Origin of the sequence: Polynucleobacter sp. MWH-Creno-3A4, assembly GCF_018881885.1 — a bacterium.
GTDB lineage: Bacteria > Pseudomonadota > Gammaproteobacteria > Burkholderiales > Burkholderiaceae > Polynucleobacter.
This window is the reverse complement of the sequence record NZ_JACXSA010000001.1, coordinates 1,391,977-1,409,911: the sequence shown is the minus strand read 5'-3', so window position 1 is coordinate 1,409,911 and position 17,935 is coordinate 1,391,977. Positions and strand designations below refer to the sequence as shown.

Annotated in this window: 18 protein-coding genes; 4 read left to right on the top strand and 14 right to left on the bottom strand. The window is 46.9% G+C overall.

Translation table 11 applies throughout. The annotated features are described in order from the left end of the window. Nucleotide 1: 1 nt before the first annotated feature. Genes IEN92_RS07185 through IEN92_RS07175 form a run of 3 tightly spaced genes read right to left on the bottom strand, consistent with a single transcriptional unit; the run spans nt 2 to nt 3,334 of the window. Nucleotides 2–1,084: a c-type cytochrome gene (locus IEN92_RS07185; RefSeq protein ID WP_216161958.1), complete on the bottom strand. Its 1,083-nt coding sequence runs from the start codon at nt 1,082–1,084 to the stop codon at nt 2–4. Then, nucleotides 1,068–2,423, bottom strand: coding sequence for a sulfite dehydrogenase (gene soxC, locus IEN92_RS07180; protein ID WP_112205042.1), 1,356 nt, complete (start codon nt 2,421–2,423; stop codon nt 1,068–1,070). Before soxC ends, IEN92_RS07185 begins: the two co-directional genes overlap by 17 nt. 50 nt (nt 2,424–2,473) lie before the next feature. Continuing rightward, the gene (locus IEN92_RS07175) at nt 2,474–3,334 is read right to left on the bottom strand and encodes an MBL fold metallo-hydrolase (protein ID WP_112205044.1); all 861 of its coding nucleotides are present in this window, start codon (nt 3,332–3,334) and stop codon (nt 2,474–2,476) included. A gap of 146 nt (nt 3,335–3,480) precedes the next feature. On the opposite strand from IEN92_RS07175, the gene IEN92_RS07170 reads away from it, so the two are divergent. Genes IEN92_RS07170 through IEN92_RS07155 form a run of 4 tightly spaced genes read left to right on the top strand, consistent with a single transcriptional unit; the run spans nt 3,481 to nt 7,322 of the window. Continuing rightward, on the top strand, nt 3,481–4,722 hold the full coding sequence (locus IEN92_RS07170; RefSeq protein WP_215346930.1) for an FAD/NAD(P)-binding oxidoreductase: 1,242 nt from the start codon (nt 3,481–3,483) through the stop codon (nt 4,720–4,722). A 3-nt stretch (nt 4,723–4,725) separates the two neighbouring features. Beyond that, nucleotides 4,726–5,538, top strand: a complete 813-nt coding sequence (locus IEN92_RS07165) for a sulfite exporter TauE/SafE family protein (RefSeq protein WP_215376337.1) — start codon at nt 4,726–4,728, stop codon at nt 5,536–5,538. 21 nt (nt 5,539–5,559) lie between these two features. Then, a complete protein-coding gene (modB, locus tag IEN92_RS07160) occupies nt 5,560–6,216 on the top strand; it encodes a molybdate ABC transporter permease subunit (RefSeq protein ID WP_370623888.1) in 657 nt (218 codons plus the stop codon). Continuing rightward, nucleotides 6,216–7,322 (top strand): ABC transporter ATP-binding protein, encoded by a 1,107-nt coding sequence (locus IEN92_RS07155; protein WP_216161954.1) that lies wholly within the window; start codon nt 6,216–6,218, stop codon nt 7,320–7,322. Before modB ends, IEN92_RS07155 begins: the two co-directional genes overlap by 1 nt. Here the strand turns inward: IEN92_RS07155 and IEN92_RS07150 are convergent. The 11 genes from IEN92_RS07150 to truA are packed head-to-tail and all read right to left on the bottom strand — an operon-like array spanning nt 7,312 to nt 17,931. Further along, entirely contained in the window at nt 7,312–7,929 is a 618-nt protein-coding gene (locus IEN92_RS07150) for a bifunctional 2-polyprenyl-6-hydroxyphenol methylase/3-demethylubiquinol 3-O-methyltransferase UbiG (protein ID WP_215376859.1), read from the bottom strand. The two genes, IEN92_RS07155 and IEN92_RS07150, sit on opposite strands and share 11 nt — an antisense overlap. 22 nt (nt 7,930–7,951) lie before the next feature. Further along, nucleotides 7,952–9,160: an O-succinylhomoserine sulfhydrylase gene (locus IEN92_RS07145; protein ID WP_216161952.1), complete on the bottom strand. Its 1,209-nt coding sequence runs from the start codon at nt 9,158–9,160 to the stop codon at nt 7,952–7,954. 60 nt (nt 9,161–9,220) lie between these two features. Further along, nucleotides 9,221–10,759, bottom strand: a complete 1,539-nt coding sequence (gene purF, locus IEN92_RS07140) for an amidophosphoribosyltransferase (protein WP_215376329.1) — start codon at nt 10,757–10,759, stop codon at nt 9,221–9,223. A gap of 3 nt (nt 10,760–10,762) precedes the next feature. Further along, entirely contained in the window at nt 10,763–11,329 is a 567-nt protein-coding gene (locus IEN92_RS07135) for a CvpA family protein (RefSeq protein WP_215376326.1), read from the bottom strand. Further along, nucleotides 11,329–12,150 carry an SPOR domain-containing protein gene (locus IEN92_RS07130; RefSeq protein ID WP_216161949.1) on the bottom strand — a complete coding sequence of 274 codons (822 nt, stop codon included), beginning with the start codon at nt 12,148–12,150 and terminating at the stop codon, nt 11,329–11,331. The genes IEN92_RS07135 and IEN92_RS07130 overlap by 1 nt, the downstream gene beginning before the upstream one ends. Nucleotides 12,151–12,153: 3 nt before the next feature. Continuing rightward, on the bottom strand, nt 12,154–13,479 hold the full coding sequence (gene folC / locus IEN92_RS07125; protein ID WP_216161946.1) for a bifunctional tetrahydrofolate synthase/dihydrofolate synthase: 1,326 nt from the start codon (nt 13,477–13,479) through the stop codon (nt 12,154–12,156). Between the two features lie 4 nt (nt 13,480–13,483). Continuing rightward, a complete protein-coding gene (gene accD, locus IEN92_RS07120; protein ID WP_215376318.1) occupies nt 13,484–14,371 on the bottom strand; it encodes an acetyl-CoA carboxylase, carboxyltransferase subunit beta in 888 nt (295 codons plus the stop codon). Then, on the bottom strand, nt 14,371–15,174 hold the full coding sequence (gene trpA / locus IEN92_RS07115) for a tryptophan synthase subunit alpha (RefSeq protein WP_216161943.1): 804 nt from the start codon (nt 15,172–15,174) through the stop codon (nt 14,371–14,373). Before trpA ends, accD begins: the two co-directional genes overlap by 1 nt. 7 nt (nt 15,175–15,181) lie before the next feature. After that, nucleotides 15,182–16,375: a tryptophan synthase subunit beta gene (gene trpB / locus IEN92_RS07110; RefSeq protein WP_216161940.1), complete on the bottom strand. Its 1,194-nt coding sequence runs from the start codon at nt 16,373–16,375 to the stop codon at nt 15,182–15,184. Nucleotides 16,376–16,405: 30 nt separating this feature from the next. Beyond that, a complete protein-coding gene (locus tag IEN92_RS07105) occupies nt 16,406–17,083 on the bottom strand; it encodes a phosphoribosylanthranilate isomerase (protein WP_215376310.1) in 678 nt (225 codons plus the stop codon). Between the two features lie 17 nt (nt 17,084–17,100). Next, nucleotides 17,101–17,931 carry a tRNA pseudouridine(38-40) synthase TruA gene (gene truA, locus IEN92_RS07100; RefSeq protein ID WP_216161937.1) on the bottom strand — a complete coding sequence of 277 codons (831 nt, stop codon included), beginning with the start codon at nt 17,929–17,931 and terminating at the stop codon, nt 17,101–17,103. Nucleotides 17,932–17,935: the final 4 nt, after the last annotated feature.

The following is a 17,935-nucleotide window of genomic DNA, read 5'->3' as shown; positions in this document are numbered from 1 at the left end:
CCTATTTCCCTCCAGACAGCACCCAAGTAACCAATGTCTTGCGATCCTCTTCCGATAATTGAGCCTGTGGAGGCATCGGAATGGCACCCCAAACCCCAGAGCCGCCATTCTTCACCTTAGCCATTAACTTGTCTAAAGCTCCGCTCTGACCTTGATACTTAGAAGCGATATCGGCAACAGAAGGACCAACTAACTTGCTGTTCATCGCATGACAGGCGGTACAGTTCTCGCTTTTAAACAATGCTGCGGGGCCCTTGCTAATTGCATGTGTCTCAGACGCATGTGCCAAACCTTCGCCTGCAGCTCCAGGTAACTTTGCCAAAGGTGGTTTAGTGGAGTCGGAGCCACGAAATGGGCCATATTGACGATTCTGCTCAGCAATATTTCCATGAGCATTTCTTGCGTAACCAGGTAACTCAGAACCAATTTGCACAAATTGCACGCAGTTATGCATACATGCAGTTGCATGAACATCAGGAGTGCCTTTTGAATTCCACATCCCGTGTTTTAAAGTCATGCCATTGCGGTTAGGCATCCGTTTTTGGACTTCAGCAATGTTGGTATTGCTCAGCACAAAGTCATCGGGAACAACTTCAGCCATACTGAGAAGATATGCCACTAAGGCAAAGGTATCGTCTGGTGTTAATGAGCGTGGTGCATTCCACGGCATGGCTCGATAAATGTAATCCCATAACGAGGAAACAGTAGCCACCTTCATGATGGTTGTTCTTTGAGGCTGCTTTCTATCGGATAGTGAGGCTACCCTACCCGTCTTAATATCATCTGCGCTTGTCCCACCAATAATGGGCGTAAAGATTTCATTAGACTCACCGAAAGTTCCGTGACAAACAGAGCACTTAGATTCCCAAAGCTTCTGCCCTTGCTCTACTGAGCCAGAACCCTTTGGAAGCCCCTTGAAGTCTGGTCGAACATCAATATCCCAAGCAGCAACTTCTGCTGGTGTAGCGACCCTACCAATGCCAGGAAAATGTGTACTAGAATTCTGGGCAACTGCAGAGCCAATCACAAAACACGTTGTTGCAACAAACAGAGTAGATTTTGCAAATTTAGCCAACTTGAACATTGCTAACCTCCCCATTAGTGCCAACCTTCCATGATTGAATAGCATTATTGTGATAGATCGAGCGAGTTCCACGGACATCTCTTAATAATTTGATGGATGGCTGAACATAGCCAGTATCGTCAATCGCGCGAGATTGCAAAATTGCAGGGGAGCCATCCCACACCCAATCAATATTGAAACGAGTAAGGGCCTTACTTAAGACTGGAGTCTCTAGGCGTGCTGTCTTCCAATTATTTCCACCATCAAAAGATACATCTACTCTTTTGACTTTGCCTCTTCCAGACCATGCCAAACCACTGACGTTATAGAACCCCTTATCGAGTAATTGCTGACCACCTGAAGGAGTAGTAATGACTGATTTACATTCTTGAATAGAGGTGTACTGACGTGCCATACCATCGGGCATGAGATCGTTGTAGTGGACCGCCTCATCTTTCGTTGCATATGGCATATCTCCAACCTCTAAGCGACGCAACCACTTCACCCAACTTACCCCCTGAACACCAGGAACTACAAGGCGTAAAGGGAAGCCATTTTCAGGGCGTAGCATTTCACCATTCATACCCCAGGCGACGATTGCTTCATTCAATACATCACTTAAGTTTATGGTTCGAGTCATACCAGAACCATCACCACCTTCTGCCAATAAATATTTACCTTGCTTTAAATCAGCACCACACTCCTCTAAGAGAGCAGCCAATGGCACGCCAGTAAATTCACAACATGAGAGCATGCCATGGGTGTACTGCACAGTAGGTACAGCCACGTTACCCCACTCCAAACCAGTATTAGCCCCACATTCAATAAAGTGAATGCGCGAGACAGACGGCAGACGCATCAAATCATTCATGGTAAAGACGCGATTATGTTTTACCAAACCGTTGACCATCAAACGATGCTTTTCCGGATCAATGTTGTACCAGCCCTGATGCTGCCGTTCAAAATGCAAGCCGTTTGGGGTAATGATTCCGAATAGCCCCTGCAATGGGGTAAATGCCACTGATGCCGCAGAAACTCTCGTTAATCCAGGAGACTCACGACGAATTAAATTAGCCTCGTAAATTGAGGGAGTCCCATATGGCATAGTCGCAACATTTTTACCAAGCGTGGTTTGCCATACCTGCTTCTCTAGAATTGCTGGATCACCTTCTGCTGACGCTAGCACGTTCATGGATGCGCCTAGACCTACCGCACCTCCCAAAGCAGCCATAAATCCATTGCGCATGAAACCACGACGAGTGTCATCCATGCCATTCTGATTGAGGTCTGCAATTAAATCTTGAGACAAAAAGTTTTCAGGGGCCTGCTGAATTTGGCCTCTTCGTTTTGGATCTGACATTAAGGAAAAACTCCTGTAAATATAAGCACTAAATTCGGTTCTGGAATTCTTTAAACAGCGTTAACTGGAATCTTGAGGTAAGTCATTCCATTCGCTTCTTTAGGTGGAAATTCACCAGCCCGAATATTGACTTGGATAGCCGGGAGAATGAGTACAGGCATCTCTAAAGTTGCGTCACGTTTGGTTCGCATCTCAATAAACTGCTCTTCTGAGATTCCATCATGCATGTGAATATTGGACTTTCTTTGTTCTGCAACGGTAGTTTCGTATTGAACTGGTCTTTCATTTGGCGGATAGTCATGACACATGAATAATCGTGTCTCAGGTGGAAGACTCAAAATCTTCCTCATAGACCGATACAAAACATGGGCATCACCACCAGGGAAGTCACAACGCGCAGTCCCAACATCTGGCATAAACATCGTGTCACCCACAAACACAGCATTTCCTACTTGATAAGCCATGCAGGCAGGCGTGTGACCGGGTACAAACAGTGCTTTTAAGCTAAGGTCGCCAAAGTGAATCTCTTCACCATCCTTTAGTAAATGGTCAAATTGCGAACCATCTGTGGAAAATGAATTTTCGAGATTGAAAATGCCTTTGAACACGCCCTGCACTGCTGATATGTGATCACCAATCGCTACTTTGCCGCCGAGCTTTGATTTTAAGTAAGGTGCTGCAGTAATGTGGTCTGCATGCGCATGGGTTTCAAGAATCCACTCCGTCTTGAGATGGTTTTTCTCTACAAACTGAATGACTTCATCGGCCAACTTGGTATGAGTGCGACCCGACTTGGGGTCATAACTGAGAACTGAATCAATGATGATGCAACTAGAGCCTGTTTTTTCATAAACAACGTAAGTTACGGTCCAAGTCTCTGGATCAAAAAATCCTTTTACAACGGGGTTCATCTTCTGCTCACCTAAGTAATATTTCTTAGTGCAATTATTGAATAATGCTGGTAAAAATACACTAATAACTAACCCTTATATAGATATTACTTTTAGTTATATAGATGATATTGCTATATAACCATTGAATAAGAAAGTGGATAAAAATGAATAGAGAGCAAAAAAATACAAAATATGACGTGCTTATCGCAGGCGGTGGTGCAGCAGGGATAGGATTGGCGGCAAGCCTGAAAAGTCGTGATAAATCTCTAAGCATCGCCATTATTGAACCCTCGGATGCACACTACTATCAACCATCATGGACTTTAGTTGGTGGTGGCGCGTTTGATGTGAGAGATAGCAAACGTAAAACCAAAAACCTGATTCCTTCTGGCGTGACTTGGATACAAGACAAGATCACCGGTTTTAAACCCGATTCAAATGAAGTCATGGTAGCGAATGGATCGCCTATTCAATACCAATATTTAGCAGTTGCGACAGGTCTTAAAAGCAATTGGGATGCAATTCCCGGGTTGACTGAGACAATCGGTAAAAATGGTGTCACTTCAAACTATAGTTATGACTACTCTCCATATACATGGGAGTTGGTAAAACAAATGAAGTCTGGCAAAGCTATCTTTACCCAGCCACCTATGCCAATTAAATGCCCAGGCGCCCCCCAAAAAGCAATGTATTTGTCTTGCTATGAATGGGAAAAGCAAGGGAAGTTAAAAAATATTGAAGTGGAACTGAATAATGCTGGCGGAGCTTTGTTTGGTGTAGCCGACTTCGTCCCACCTTTAATGGAGTACGTCCAAAAATATAATGCCACTCTGAACTTTAACTGCAACCTTATCTCTGTAGATGGGCCAAATCAAAAGGCGATCTTTGCAGTCAAAGATGCCGACGGCAATGTGACTCAGGTTGAGAAATCATTTGATATGCTGCATGTAGTTCCCCCTCAGGGGCCGCAAGATTGCGTCAAAGATAGCCCCATAGCAGATGCGACTGGTTTTGTGGAGGTCGATCAATTTACCTTGCAGCACACACGCTACCCAAATATTTTTGCACTTGGCGACTGCTGCTCATCACCAAATTCAAAAACAGCTGCTGCAGCCAGAAAACAAGTGGTAGTCGTTGCTGAAAATCTCCTTGCCCATAAACATCAGCAGCCAATGCCACTGAAATATGATGGCTATGGCTCCTGCCCGCTTACCGTGGAGCGAGGAAAAATTGTGCTTGCTGAATTTGGTTTTGGCGGCAAGCTCTTGCCAACTTTCCCTTGGTTGATCAATCCGTTAAAAGCAACGAAGTTAGGATGGATCTTGAAAAAAGATGTGCTGCCATGGCTGTACTGGAATGCAATGCTGAAAGGTAGAGAGTGGTTGGCTCGTCCTTTTGAAAACTAAATAATGGAAAGTTATTTAATCGCTCCTGCACTCGGAGTATTTGTTGGCATATTAATGGGGCTCACCGGCGCAGGCGGTGGAATTCTCTCCGTTCCGTTGCTGGTTTTTGCCTTTCATATGCCAATCTCGCAAGCGGGGCCGATTGCCCTAACTGCCATTGCCCTGTCTGCTGGCGTGGGTGCAATTATTGGCTTAAACGCTAAGGTACTTCGCTACAAAGCTGCGATGTTCATGGCGATATTCGGACTCATATTATCTCCATTGGGCTTATGGGTTGCACATCGCGCTCCAAATACTCCGATGCTATTGATTTTTAGTGGGGTACTCATCTATGTAGCTGCCAGGATGTTTATACAAGCAACACAAGTGATTTCTGGAAATCCTCCAGAGATTATTAAACCGCCGCCCTGTCAGCTCGATCAATCGATTGGTAAATTAATTTGGTCTGTCCCTTGCGCCAGATCGCTGATGATGGCAGGAGCATGTGCAGGATTTTTATCGGGCCTACTTGGTGTTGGTGGTGGCTTCATCATCGTGCCATCTTTAAAAAAATTCACTGACCTTCCGATGAAGGCAATTGTGGCGACTTCTTTAGGAGTGCTAGCAATTGTTTCGGCGGGTGGAGCAGCCATATCACTTGCATCTGGCACTTTAGATTTTTCCATTGCCGTACCCTTTGCTATTGGATCCCTGTTTGGTCTATTGATCGGCAAGGTATTGGAAAAAAATATTAGCGGGCCAAGAGTTCAGCAAATTTTTTCTATCTTTACTTTTTTTGTCGCACTAAGCCTGATTTATAAATGCCTTGTTAAATAATTATGGCAATACAATTGAAGTGTGATTGATATTGACTCCCTGTATTTATCCCTCAAGCTAGCGCTATGGACCTTGGTCCTCATTCTCCCCTTTGGAGTATGGGCCGCCCGTTCACTTCAGAGCATGGGCAAAGGTAGGTCTTGGGTTGAGGCCGCTTTAGCTCTCCCCCTAGTTCTACCCCCTACCGTTTTAGGTTATTACCTTTTACTTGGCCTGAGTGGCAAAAGTATCTTTGGAATTCCATTGGTTTTTTCATTCACAGGCATTTTGATTGCCTCCTTGATTGTGAATCTTCCCTTTGCTATACAACCGATCCAGCGAGCATTTGAATCTATTCATCCCGAGATTATTGAAGCAGCCCAAGTCAGCGGTCTTTCAAGCTGGCAAATTTTTCGCTTGATTGAATTGCCACTCGCTTGGCGCGGCATTACCAGTGCAGCAGTTCTGACCTTTGCACACACCCTGGGGGAGTTTGGTGTAATTCTCATGGTCGGTGGAGCAATCCCCGGGGAAACTAAAACCGTCTCTATCGCGATTTATGACAAAGTACAGAGTTTTGATACTGCTGGTGCCGGAATGCTCTCTTTAATCTTGCTTGGCACATCGCTTGTGGCGATTGCCATATCGTATGGCATCTTTGGTCGCCGTCCATCAAGAACTCAGGGGTGGAAAAGCTAATGCTCAAAGTAAAGCTTTCACAAACTGCCCCGAATCCTTTGCAGCTCATCCTAGAGTGCGCTCCTGGAGAACTTCATGCCCTAGTAGGGCCGTCTGGTAGCGGCAAAACGACGGCATTGCGAACGATTGCGGGCCTCAATCACGCCGAGAGTGGAAAAATTGAATGCGATGGCGAGCTTTGGTTTGAGGCAAATGAAATCAACGGCATTAGCACCGCACTCAGCCCTGCCGAACGCTCGTGTGGATTTTTATTCCAGCAATACGCCCTCTTTCCACATCTTTCCGCGTTAGAGAATGTATGCATTCCGCTTCATAACTTAATAGCAGATTCCGCGCTACGCAAAGCGCAAGCCCAGGAATGGTTAGACCGAATGGGCATTGGAGAGTTGGCTGAGCGCATGCCCACTCAACTGTCTGGCGGCCAACAACAGCGTGTTGCATTAGCTAGAGCACTCGCTAGATCTCCAAAGATCCTGCTATTAGATGAACCTTTTTCAGCAGTAGACGCACCAACACGTCAAGGGCTCTATAGAACCCTCGCTCAATTGCGCAAGGATTTCAATATCCCGATACTCTTGGTGACTCACGATCTTCGCGAGGCGGATTTATTAGCTGATCGCATCACTGTCATTGATCAAGGCGTTGGCCTCCAAACAGCAGCGCCCCAAATTCTCTTTCAAAAACCCAGAAATTCAAGGGTAGCGGAACTGGTTGGTATCAATAATATGTTCGAAGGCATCTTCACTGCAGGACAACTGAGCTGGAATGAGTGTTCACGCATTTTCAATGTAATTGATAAAGGTAAAATCCCGCCGAATACTTCGGTGGCATGGGTCATTCCAGCCGATGGGATCAGCCTACATTCAACTCCGAGCACAACATCCATTGAGGTGCAAGTTGAACAAATAAATACTTTAGGACAAATTGCAGTGATTCAACTGCGCACGCTTGAAGGCAAGCACGTCATAGCTTGGGAAGCTTCTGCTGCTGAAGTAATGCGCTTGGGCTTAGAGATCGGCAAGAAAAGTTATGTGGAAATGGATGCTAGCAAGATTCACATCATGCCTTTGCGCCTCATTAATGATCCCAGGCGCTTTACTTCCTAGCTACCAGGCCTAATAGCGCAGACATCCCTGAGTGTCTAGCGCCTTCATTGAGTACTTTCTCGTAAGAAACCAATTCGAGTACTTCAAAATTCTTTACAAGCCCTCGAATGGACTCCTCGGTATAAAGATGTTCAATTGCCGAAGGGCCACCCGTTTTGTAATCTAGCTGTTTCGGTGTATAGCCCTGAAGAATGAAGATACCACCAGGCTTTAGTGTCTGATAAACATTTTGAAAAATGCGCTCTCGCATCGCAGGATCAGCAAACTGGATAAAGATGGCGGCAACTGCATCATAGGCATTCGCTTGCCAGTCAAAGCTGTCTGTGTCTGAGAATAAATACTCAACTTCGACTTGATTATCTTTGGCAAACTGCTTGGCCTTAACTAATGCAATGTCAGAAGCATCAAATCCAACAACTTGCATACCTTGCTTGGCTAGCCAAACGCCATTTCGGCCTTCGCCATCAGCAATACAGAGTACTCTGTCATTTTTCTTGAGATATCGTGCTGCAGTCTCAACTAGATACTCATTCGGTTCTTTTCCGAAGATAAACTCGTCTTTATCAAAGCGTTCATTCCAGAACTGGGTTGCATCGGCAAAACTCATAGCCTTGTCTTGATGAACTTGATTATTTTTTAAGTCCGCCAACGAGGTCGTCCTTCAGGTCATTGATATTTTCAAGTCCAACTGCAATACGTACCAAGCCATCCGTAATGCCTGCTGCCTTACGTGCCTCAGGAGTCACACGACAATGCGTAGTACTTGCAGGATGCGTAATCGTTGTCCGTGTATCACCTAGATTGGCAGTGATGGAGCAGAGCTTAGTCTGATTAATGAGCTTATAGGCCGCAGTTTTGCCACCCTTCAGAATAAAGGAAACAATTGCTCCACCAGCTTTTTGCTGACGCTTGGCCAAAGCATGCTGAGGATGCGAGGCGAGGCCAGGATGGTAAACACGCTCAACTCCTGATTGCTTCTCAAGCCATTGCGCCAAGGCAAGTGCATTCTGACTCTGTTGCTTCATACGAAGCTCAAGAGTCTCTAAGCCTTTTAGAAAGACCCAAGCATTAAATGCAGATAGTGTTGGACCTGCTGTGCGGACATATGGAAATACCTTGCCCATCACAAACTCATTGCTACCCACAATCGCACCGCCAACCATTCTGCCCTGGCCGTCCAAGTACTTCGTTGCTGAATGAATCACTACATCAGCGCCCAGAGCCAAGGGCTTTTGCAAAGCTGGTGTACAAAAGCAGTTATCTACTGCAAACAACGCACCAGCTTTCTTGGCGATCTTAGAGATGGCTTTGATATCCGCAATCTCTGTTAGAGGATTAGATGGCGTCTCTAAGTAAAACAATTTGGTATTGGGCTGGACAGCAGCTTGCCATGACTTGGTATCAGCCAAATCGACATACGTCGTTGTGATGTCAAATCGTCCCAAGATATTTGTAAACAGTTGAATCGTTGCACCAAATACAGAGCGTGAGCACACCACATGATCGCCAGCTTGGAGATGAGCCATTGCCATCGTCAGAATGGCAGACATACCCGAAGCAGTAGCAATACATGCCTCACCACCCTCAAGCGCTGCCAAGCGATCTTGAAACATGCTCACTGTGGGATTGGTAAAGCGAGAATAGATAAAGCCTTTATCTGCATTTGCAAAACCATCAGCAGCCAATTCAGCACTATCAAAGCAAAAGCTCGAAGTGAGAAACATCGCCTCTGAATGCTCTTGGTATTCAGCAGTGCGACGTGTGCCAGCACGGACCGCTAAGGTCTCTAATGCCAGTTTCGAAAAATCCAGTTTTTTGCGGGTAGTTTTACTCTTCATCTCGCTATTTTGACACCGAATTGCAGAATTGCCTCGCTTGAGGCAATTCCCTGTGGCTTTTTAGTCTTCGGTTGCTAAATGCAAGTGGAGCTGGGAACGAGCAAAGTCACTGGAGTCCCGCTGACGATCAGCCTTTGCGGCTGAGGTATTGCGAGCCGCCTCTAAGGCATCAAGATAGGATTCCGTAATATCGCCAGTGATGTAATTTCCATCAAAGCAAGAAGCTTCGAATTGCTTGATATTCGGATTAATATCCCTCACTGCTTGCTTCATATCCTCAACGCTTTGATAGATCAATTGATCGGCACCAATCATCTTATTAATTTCTTCATCGGTACGACCATAAGCCACTAACTCACTTCGAGTTGGCATATCGATGCCATACACATTGGGAAAGCGCACTGGAGGCGCAGCAGAGGCGAAGATCACTTTCTTGGCACCAGATTCACGCGCCATTTGTACGATCTCAAATGAAGTTGTACCACGAACAATTGAGTCATCCACAATGAGTACCGTCTTATCCTTAAACTCAATCCGCATAGCATTGAGTTTTTGACGTACAGACTTTTTGCGTACGGCCTGACCAGGCATGATGAAGGTGCGACCAATGTAGCGGTTTTTAAAGAAGCCTTCTCGGTAAGAAACTCCTAAGTTCTTAGCAACCTGCATTGCTGCAGGGCGACTTGAATCTGGAATTGGCATTACTACATCAATCTCATCAACATTGGTTTCTTTGCGAATCTTCTCTGCAAGATAGTCACCCATACGCATACGAACGTTATAAACAGTGACACCATCAATCGTAGAGTCTGGACGCGCCATGTATACGTATTCGAATATGCAAGGAGTCAGAATGGCATTCGGTACGCACTGACGTGAGTAAAAGTTACCATCTAAATCAATGTAAATTGCTTCGCCAGGGTTCACATCGCGCACGAAAGTAAAACCAAGACCTTCAAGGGCAACTGACTCAGAAGCTATCATCCACTCAGGTCCTTGCGGAGTATCAATGCGCCCAATACACAGTGGGCGAATGCCATATTGATCACGAAATGCTAGCAAACCATAGCCAGCAATTAATGAAACAACCGCGTAAGAGCCCTTCACACGACTTGTTACACCAGTTACAGCATTAAACATGGCGCCTTCATCGAGCGCTGCACTATTTGTTTCTTTTTGTAGCTCATCCGCCAATACATTTAGCAGCACTTCAGTATCAGAGCTAGTATTAATATGACGACGATCACGATAAGCCATCTCGACACGTAAACTGGGTGCATTGGTGAGGTTACCGTTATGCGCCAAAATAATGCCGTACGGAGCGCTCACATAAAAAGGTTGCGCCTCTTCTTCGCTGCTAGCTGAACCAGCAGTTGGGTAGCGAACTTGTCCGATGCCCGCGTTACCTACTAAGCTACGCATATTGCGCGTTCTGAAAACGTCACGCACCAAACCATTGGCTTTATGCATGGTGAACGAATTACCGTTCATTGTTGCGATACCAGCAGCATCTTGACCACGGTGTTGCAAGAGCAACAAAGCGTCATAGAGCAGTTGATTCACTGGGGAGTGGGAAACAGTTCCGACGACGCCGCACATATCTTAGATTCCTATTGTTAATTTAGGAGTAATGGTGGGAGTTACTTTGGGCATTGCATCACCCAACTGCTTTGCCCAGTCAGCTGGTAGCCAACCTTTAATTAAACCGGTTGCCATATCCATTGCTGGTCTTGTAATTGCATCTTTCCATGCCGCGCTCTGCGGTATAGGCGTTAAAGCAGCTAGCGTAGCCAGAATGACCACAATCAAGCCACCGCGGGCAAGGCCAAAGACCAAACCCAAAAACCGATCGGTCAAACTCAAACCTGCCGACAGAATAATTTTTTGCACTACACCACCAAATAATCCACAGACAACCAGTGTCAGGATAAAGAGAATCAGAAAACTCAAACCGAGACTCAACAGCTCATCCAAATGGAATGTTGAGAGCCATTCTGTAGAAAGATAATTGGTGTAGTGATACGCCACCCATGCGGCCGCAAACCATGAGGCTAATGCGAGTACTTCTTTGAACAATCCTCGGGAGATGCCTACCAAGGCGGAGACCAACAGAACTACCAGGGTGAAATAATCCACCGATGTTAGCTTAAGGGTGGATAAGTATTCCATTACTGCTTGCCTGTCTCAACAAGTCTTGGTGATAGACCCATTGCCCTGATTTTCTTTTCAGCTGCTTCGGCAGCTTCCTTATCCGTAAACGGACCGGCTCTTAAAACGTAGAGTTTGACACCATCTACGCCATTTTTATTCATTACATAATTTGGAATCTTTTGGTCTTTCAGCTTAGTGATCCAGCCTTTCGCTCGATCTTCAGAAGCAAACGCGCCAATCTGAATGACATACTTACTAGACCCACTTGCCGCATTGCTGGCGCTTGGTTTAGCTTCTTCAGCCTTCGGTTTGGCTGGTGCGGCAACAACCTCTTCACCCGCAGCTAAACCCAATACAGCACCTTTGCTTGGTGCAGGTGCAGCTTTTGCTTCAGCCTTAGGCTCTGGTTTTGGTTCTGGCTTAGTCTCGGGTTTTATCTCAGCTTTAGGTTCTGGGGTAACTGCCGCAACTTTGGGAGCTTCTTTTACAGGCTCAGCAGGCACTTCAGCTTTGGGTTTGTCTTCGAGCTTTGCATCAGATCCCGGAATTGGCAAACTCGTAACAATATTGACTGCGATGTCATTCGGCGCCGACTTCGGTTTGTTATCCAAAATGCGTGGCAAACCAACAACAGCAATTAGCACCAGAACTGCAGCACCAATCAATCGATGGCGCGCTTTTTGTTGTTCTGGATCTTCAGTAAGGGCTAATTCTTCAGCTTCAGCAGCGCGTTGAAAACTTCGTGGAGCTGGACGTTTAGCGGAACGCTTTCCCGCCGAACCTAAATCAAGGTCGTCAGCCTGTGTTTTTCGCTTAAAGAAGCTCGGTAAACGAATCATGGATCAGTGGGCCTGGTTGTTTCGGTAAGACATTACGCCTGCAACGGTATAGAAGGATCCGAAGATCACAATTCTATCACCCTCACCCGCTTTTGAGAGTGCTTTTTGATACGCTGCAGCAGGATCTGGGAAGCACTCTATACCGCTATCAGAGCCGTTTTGAGGCTTTACACCCAAAGCCTCGAGCCTTTGCGCCAGGACCTTGGCACTTGCTGCCCTAGGGGTCGGTAAATCGGTGCAAAACCAAAAATCCACGATTCCGAGTAAGGGCTTGAGAACCCCTTCAATATCTTTATCTGCCATGGCCCCGAAAACAGCATAGGTATAGGGGTGGTAACCCATCTTATCGAGCCCCTGGCCCAAGGTGGCAGCGGCATGTGGGTTGTGGGCAACATCCAAAATGACGGTGGGTTGGCCGGGCAAGACTTGAAAGCGTCCAGGCAGCTCTACCATGGCAAAACCATTGCGAATATCTTGGGCGCTAACCGGTAAACGCTGGTGCAATGCCATCAGTGCAGCAATGACTGCGGAGGCATTCAGAATCTGATTGGCGCCACGCAGCGCTGGGTAGCCCAAGCCGCTAAAACGTTTATTCCGTCCAGCCCAACCCCACTGTTGCTTGTCCCCCTGAAAGTTGTAATCACGTCCTTGCAACCAAAGATCACAAGCCAGTTTTTCTGCATGATCGATTAATGATTGCGGGGGAACGGGATCACCGCAGATAGCAATATGGCCGGGGCGGAAAATACCCGCCTTCTCAAGACCAATTTGCTCACGATTCGTCCCCAAAAATTCCGCATGATCAATATCAATGCTGGTCACAATAGCGCAGTCTGCATCAACGATATTTACCGCATCCAAGCGACCGCCCATCCCAACCTCTAATATCACGGCATCTACATTGGATTTAGCAAACAAATGCATGATGGCTAAGGTGGTGAACTCAAAATAAGTTAAGGTGGGAGCGTCTACCAGGCTCACGCGTGCTTTTTCAACAGCGGCAAAGTGTTCTAGTAAAAGTGCATCGTTGACATCTTGCCCATTGATACGTGCGCGCTCATTAAATTTCAGAAGATGTGGTGAAGTATGGCAGCCCACACGATAACCAGAAGCCAGCAGAATGCTCTCGAGAAATGCGCATGTAGAACCCTTGCCATTCGTGCCGGCAACTGTAATGACTGGGCAATCAAAATGGAGATCCAATGCCGCCTTGACTCGATTAATTCGGTCTAGGCCCATATCGATGCCGACTGGGTGAGCAGTTTCGAGGTGGCTAAGCCAAGCCTCTAGGCTAGAAAAAAGAATGGGGGTTTGGTGCGCGGTACTCAAGCGCTTAAACGACTGCGCTACCCGCTATCGCAGGCTCAGGAAGTTTTTGCAAGAGTGCTAACAAGCGGGCAATCTCACCGCGCATTTGACGACGGTCAACAATCATATCGATGCCACCTTTTTGCATCAAGAACTCAGAGCGCTGAAATCCCTCGGGCAATTTTTCTCGCACAGTTTGCTCAATCACACGTGGACCAGCAAAACCAATCAGGGCCTTAGGCTCAGCCATCACGACATCACCCATAAAGGCGAAACTAGCAGAAATTCCGCCCATCGTTGGGTCAGTCAACACGCTGATATAAGGCAAACCTTTTTTGGCAAGCAAGGTCAACATCGAGTTGGTCTTGGCCATCTGAAAGAGTGACAACAAGCTTTCTTGCATACGGGCGCCACCAGTAGCTGTTACACAAATGAAGGCACACTTCTTTGCAATCGCCTCTTGAACGCCACGAGCAAAGCGCTCGCCCACTACTGAGCCCATTGAACCGCCCATGTATTGGAATTCGAAACAAGCAGTCACTACTGGAATGTTTTCAATTTTTCCACCCATGACGATGAGGGCTTCCGATTCACCAGAAGCATCATTAGCCTCTTTAATGCGATCAGGATATTTTTTAGAATCTTTAAATTTCAGTGGATCGACTGGATAAATATCTGCGCCAATCTCATACCGACCCTTGGGGTCTAGTAAATTTTCTAGGCGTTGGCGTGCGCCGATGCGCATGTGGTGGCTACATTTTGGACAGACTGAAAGATTAGCTTCAATATCAGTGCTGTAAAGAACGGTTTCACAGCTTGGGCACTTAACCCACAATCCTTCTGGTACTGACTTGCGATTCGCAGGATCAGTATGTTGAATTTGGGGTGGGAGTATCTTGTCTATCCAGCTCATTACTTTTCACTATCCAATGCGTCGCGAATCTCTCGAATAAAGGCTTCAAGTGATTGTACTGCTTGACCGGGGGGTGCATCCTCTAAAAGGCGAATAATGCGGCTACCAATCACCACAGCATCAGCACTCTGGGATACCGCCTTGGCACTGGCTGCATCGCTGATACCAAAGCCGACAGCAATCGGAATATCGGTCTCTTCGCGAATCTTAGGGATGATGCTGGCCACATCTTGAGTATTGAGATGGGAAGCGCCCGTAACCCCACGCATAGAAACGTAATAGATATAGCCTGATGCGATCTTGGCAGCTTCTTTGATCCGTTCATGAGAGGAAGTGGGTGCTAGCAAGAAGATGGGGTCAATACCTGCTACTCGCATCCGGGCTGCAAAATCAACGCATTCCTCTGGTGGGTAGTCGACCACCAGAACACCATCAACACCTGCAGCTTTTGCTTCTGTAGCAAAACGCTCTGCTCCCATTTGTTCAACGGGGTTTGCATAACCCATTAAGACCACCGGGGTATGAGCATCGTTCTTACGAAATGCTTTTACCATCTCTAAGCAACTATGCAGTGTCACGCCATGTGTCAGGGCACGCTCAGATGATCTCTGAATCACAGGTCCATCAGCCATCGGATCTGAAAACGGAACTCCCAACTCAATCACACTAGAGCCACCACGCACTAGTGCATGCATTAACTCAACAGTCTGCTTTGGGTCAGGGTCACCTGCAGTGATAAAAGGAATCAATCCTTTTTTGCCGCTCGCTTTTAACTCTTTAAAGAGTGCAGTAATTCTGGACATATCTTTCTTAACCTTCAGAGCCAGTTGCTTGTGCGACGGTATGCATATCTTTATCGCCACGACCAGAAAGATTTACCAGAATGGTTTTATCCTTTGGCAATGTCTTAGCAAGCTTGCATGCATATGCAATTGCATGAGCAGACTCTAGTGCAGGAATAATGCCCTCAATCTGACAGCAGTCATGAAATGCCTTAAGCGCCTCTTCATCGGTGATCGCCACATAGTCAGCACGACCAGAATCTTTTAACCATGCATGTTCAGGACCAACACCAGGATAGTCCATACCGGCAGAGACTGAATGGGTTTCAGAAATCTGACCATTCTCATCTTGTAACAAGTAAGTACGGTTGCCATGTAAGACACCCGGCTTACCAACACACAGGGCAGCTGAATGCAAACCACTACCCAAACCATGGCCTGCCGCTTCTACACCCACCAATTTCACTTCTGGGAAATCAATATAGGGATAGAAGATGCCCATGGCATTTGACCCACCACCAACACAGGCGAGTACGTAATCCGGTTGACGACCAGTCATCTCCGGCATCTGCACTTTGCACTCTTCACCAATCACGCTTTGGAAATCTCTGACCATCATTGGATAAGGATGGGGACCTGCAACTGTGCCAATAATGTAGAAAGTATTTTCAACATTGGTAACCCAATCCCGCATGGCTTCATTGAGTGCATCTTTTAATGTCTTAGTGCCTGACTCCACAGGAACCACCTTGGCGCCAAGTAACTTCATGCGATAGACGTTTTGCGCTTGACGGGCGACGTCCACTGAGCCTTGATACACAGTGCAATCGAGCCCAAAGCGAGCACAGATGGTAGCCGTAGCAACGCCATGCTGACCTGCCCCGGTCTCGGCAATGATGCGGGGTTTACCCATGCGCTTAGCCAACATTGCTTGACCAATGACGTTATTAATCTTGTGAGCACCTGTGTGATTAAGGTCTTCACGCTTGAGATAGATCTGTGCACCGCCTAGCATCTCACTCCAACGCTTAGCGTGGTATACCGGCGATGGTCTACCGACAAAGTGTTTCAGTTCGTAATGAAACTCTTCAATAAATTCCGGGTCATGTTGATACTTTGCATAAGCTTCTTTGAGTTCATCGAGGGCATACATCAATGTCTCAGAAACAAACACACCACCGTAAGGACCAAAGTGTCCACGTGCATCTGGCTTGTCGTACATAGCTACCTCTTTTGATTTATTTACAGCAAATTATTGGGATGATGATTTCTCATCTGCTGCGCGCACTGCTTTTACAAATTGAGCGATGAGCGCAGGATCTTTAACACCCCTGCTGCTTTCTACGCCACTAGAGACGTCAACTGCGCAAGGATGCAGGCGAGCAATCGCCTCGCCCACGTTGTGCGTGTTCAATCCACCACTCAAAACGACCCGAGGCGCGTTTTCGCTTACCCATGTCTGTGGAATTCCTTGCCAATCAAAAGGAACGCCTCCACCACCGTATCCCTCAACGAGGGCATCTAGCAGCAAAGCGTTTGCATCCCCATATTGTAGGGAAAATTCGTCAAATGCGAAGCCTTCCCCGATACGGCCGGCCTTCATCCAGGGCTGGCCGTCTGCAAGCTCAATGCAGCGCTCTGGGGTCTCATCCCCATGAAACTGCCATAAAGTGATTGGGGCGGATGCCTTAATAGCGGCAAATTGCTCGTCTGTGGCATTCACTACTAAACCGACGGCATCAATGCCCGCTGGGAGTCTGGAAATGAGCTGAGCAGCAATATTGGGGCTTACAGCACGCACGCTGGGGGGATAAAAGACAAAACCGACCGCATCTGCTCCTGCGGCAACTACTGCGTCAATATCAGCCGCAGTCCGTAAACCACAGATTTTGACCCTGGTTCGTCCTGGTGAGTATGTCAATAAGCCCATAAATGAATGATAAGGCCTTAGGGCTTCGTTATCTCGGCAGGCAACCATGAGTTTTTTAACCAAGGTGCGGGTATCTCAAACTCAGCCGGATAAGCAATCTTGGTTAAGTAGAGGCCATCAGGCATAAAGGTGGGGGCAGCCACTTTTCGATCTTTAGCAGCCAAAACCTCAGCCATCCACTCAGGTCGTTGTCTACCCTGTCCAATTTGCAGAAAGCATCCCACTAAATTACGCACCATGTGGTGCAGGAATGCGTTTCCCCGAATCCGAAAATACAACCATGGCTCATCAGAAATGATTTCGATTGAGTACATGGTTTTAATCGGAGTTTTGCTTTGGCATTCTGAAGATCGAAACGAACTAAAGTCATGCTCGCCGATTAAACACTCTGCTGATTTTTTCATGCCTGCAATATCAAACCATTTATTTGGGGCGAGCATCACATAGCCGGCGCGCGCACTCATCATTGGTGAACGGCAAGGTCCTGCATGCAATGCATAAACATAGGTTCGCTCGTGTGCAGAAAAACGCGCACTGAATTCTTCTGGAACTTCTTTAGCCCAATTGATCACAATCGATGGTGGCAAAAAAGAATTCACCCCCCTTACCCAAGAAAATACTTCGCGCTCTACATTCACATCAAAGTGCACTACTTGACCGAGCGCATGAACACCTGTATCCGTTCTGCCAGCGGTGATGGTGTGGACTGGCTGAGCCCTACAAGCCTCTTCTCCAATGAATGCAGTAATGGCTTTTTCGAGTTTGCCCTGAACGGTGAGTTGATTCAGCTGTACTTGCCACCCAGCATAGGGGCTACCGTCATACTGAAGGCCTAGGGCTATGCGCATTGCG

Bases quoted from the DNA above. Each gene is read 5' to 3' on its own strand.
- IEN92_RS07165 (WP_215376337.1), top strand. From the start codon at position 4,726: ATGGAAAGTTATTTAATCGCTCCTGCACTCGGAGTATTTGTTGGCATA.
- trpA (WP_216161943.1), bottom strand. From the start codon at position 15,174: ATGTCCAGAATTACTGCACTCTTTAAAGAGTTAAAAGCGAGCGGCAAA.
- accD (WP_215376318.1), bottom strand. From the start codon at position 14,371: ATGAGCTGGATAGACAAGATACTCCCACCCCAAATTCAACATACTGAT.
- IEN92_RS07150 (WP_215376859.1), bottom strand. From the start codon at position 7,929: ATGAGTTTTGCCGATGCAACCCAGTTCTGGAATGAACGCTTTGATAAA.
- IEN92_RS07105 (WP_215376310.1), bottom strand. From the start codon at position 17,083: ATGGGCTTATTGACATACTCACCAGGACGAACCAGGGTCAAAATCTGT.
- IEN92_RS07170 (WP_215346930.1), top strand. From the start codon at position 3,481: ATGAATAGAGAGCAAAAAAATACAAAATATGACGTGCTTATCGCAGGC.
- IEN92_RS07135 (WP_215376326.1), bottom strand. From the start codon at position 11,329: ATGGAATACTTATCCACCCTTAAGCTAACATCGGTGGATTATTTCACC.
- IEN92_RS07185 (WP_216161958.1), bottom strand. From the start codon at position 1,084: ATGTTCAAGTTGGCTAAATTTGCAAAATCTACTCTGTTTGTTGCAACA.
- IEN92_RS07145 (WP_216161952.1), bottom strand. From the start codon at position 9,160: ATGAAGAGTAAAACTACCCGCAAAAAACTGGATTTTTCGAAACTGGCA.
- soxC (WP_112205042.1), bottom strand. From the start codon at position 2,423: ATGTCAGATCCAAAACGAAGAGGCCAAATTCAGCAGGCCCCTGAAAAC.
- purF (WP_215376329.1), bottom strand. From the start codon at position 10,759: ATGTGCGGCGTCGTCGGAACTGTTTCCCACTCCCCAGTGAATCAACTG.
- IEN92_RS07155 (WP_216161954.1), top strand. From the start codon at position 6,216: ATGCTCAAAGTAAAGCTTTCACAAACTGCCCCGAATCCTTTGCAGCTC.
- trpB (WP_216161940.1), bottom strand. From the start codon at position 16,375: ATGTACGACAAGCCAGATGCACGTGGACACTTTGGTCCTTACGGTGGT.
- truA (WP_216161937.1), bottom strand. From the start codon at position 17,931: ATGCGCATAGCCCTAGGCCTTCAGTATGACGGTAGCCCCTATGCTGGG.
- IEN92_RS07175 (WP_112205044.1), bottom strand. From the start codon at position 3,334: ATGAACCCCGTTGTAAAAGGATTTTTTGATCCAGAGACTTGGACCGTA.
- IEN92_RS07130 (WP_216161949.1), bottom strand. From the start codon at position 12,150: ATGATTCGTTTACCGAGCTTCTTTAAGCGAAAAACACAGGCTGACGAC.